Source organism: Streptomyces huiliensis, assembly GCF_020037025.1.
GTDB classification, from domain to species: Bacteria; Actinomycetota; Actinomycetes; order Streptomycetales; family Streptomycetaceae; genus Streptomyces; species Streptomyces huiliensis.
This window is the reverse complement of the sequence record NZ_JAIQLH010000158.1, coordinates 1-1,168: the sequence shown is the minus strand read 5'-3', so window position 1 is coordinate 1,168 and position 1,168 is coordinate 1. Positions and strand designations below refer to the sequence as shown.

Below are 1,168 nucleotides of genomic sequence, written 5' to 3'. Positions count from 1 at the left end.
GGTCGCCCAGTTCCTGGCGCCCGGCGGCCGTCCCGGCGCCCAGGCGGCCGTCGTCGCCCGGGCGGAGGACTCCCTCGCCTGCGGCGCCCGGCAGCCGCGCGTCCTGGCGGGCGCGCTGTGGAAGTCGCCCACGGGCTCCTGGTACGCCCTGGCGGCGGGCGGCCCGGACGTCGTCGCGATCACCGCGACGGGCGGCGTCCACGGTACGGGTGCCGGCCCGGCGCTCGCCCTTCCGGCGCGGCAGAGCGCGGTCGCCCGGCTGTCCGGGCGGACGCGGGACGGGAAGCGGGTGGACGCGCTGCGGTGACGCTCAGATGGCCGCCAGGGCCGTCGCCGCCTCGGTAAACGGGCCGTCCGCCGGCTCCTCGTCCACGATCCGCCGCAGGACGGCCGCCATCCCGTCGTCGTGCGCCGCACCCACCGCCGTCAGCGCCACGAACGAGTGCACGAGCTGCGACTCCAGTTCCGCGCGCGGGATCCGGCGGCCGTCCGGCCACCAGCGGGCGGCCGTCTCCGCGAGCGAGATCCACGAGCGCAGCACCACCTCCAGGCGCGGCCCCGGCGTCTCCACGCCCAGGTGGCCCAGCAGTTGCCCGTACGCCGCCTCCCGCACCTCGTCGATCAGGTCCGGGTGCGCGCGGAGCAGCGTGATACGGCCGGCCCCGTGCTCCTCGACGAAGTCCAGGAACCTCCCCGCCACCGCCAGCAGCCCTTCCCCTGGCGGGAGTTGGCGCGGCGCCGTGAGCAGTGCCGTGAGATCGTCCGCCGTGCGGCGCAGGGTCGCCTCGTAGAGGCTCTGCTTGCCCGCGAAGTAGTGGTAGACGAGGGGGCGCGAGATGCCCGCCGCCGCCGCGACGTCGTCGAGGGAGACGTCCTCGGGCGGGTGTTCGCTGAACAGGTCCAGGGCTACTGTGATCAGTTGCCGGCGTCGCTGTTCCACGTCCATTCTGCGGCGCGGCCGGGGGTTCATGGGGGCATCCTAAGCGGTCGGTTGGGGCGGGGGGTTGGCGGTGCCCCGGTCCCACCCCTTCGCCGTTTCCTGGGGGCAAGCCCCCAGACCCCCTTTTCGCGGCTTCGCCGCTCGGCCTCAACCGCCGGACGGGCTGGATAGGCAGCCGGTCCGGCGATTGAGGACAGCGCGCGCAGCGCGCTTCCGGGGGTGCGGGGG

Annotated in this window: 1 protein-coding gene and 1 pseudogene; one reads left to right on the top strand and one right to left on the bottom strand. The window is 75.6% G+C overall.

From position 1 onward, the window contains the following. A pseudogene (locus JNW98_RS24215) lies at nucleotides 1-307 on the top strand (hypothetical protein); the annotation flags it as partial. Nucleotides 308-310: 3 nt separating this feature from the next. Here JNW98_RS24215 and JNW98_RS24210 read toward each other — a convergent pair. Next, nucleotides 311-970 carry a TetR/AcrR family transcriptional regulator gene (locus tag JNW98_RS24210; RefSeq protein WP_223770396.1) on the bottom strand — a complete coding sequence of 220 codons (660 nt, stop codon included), beginning with the start codon at nucleotides 968-970 and terminating at the stop codon, nucleotides 311-313. Nucleotides 971-1,168 lie beyond the last annotated feature (198 nt).

Bases quoted from the DNA above. Each gene is read 5' to 3' on its own strand.
- JNW98_RS24210 (WP_223770396.1), bottom strand. From the start codon at position 970: ATGAACCCCCGGCCGCGCCGCAGAATGGACGTGGAACAGCGACGCCGG.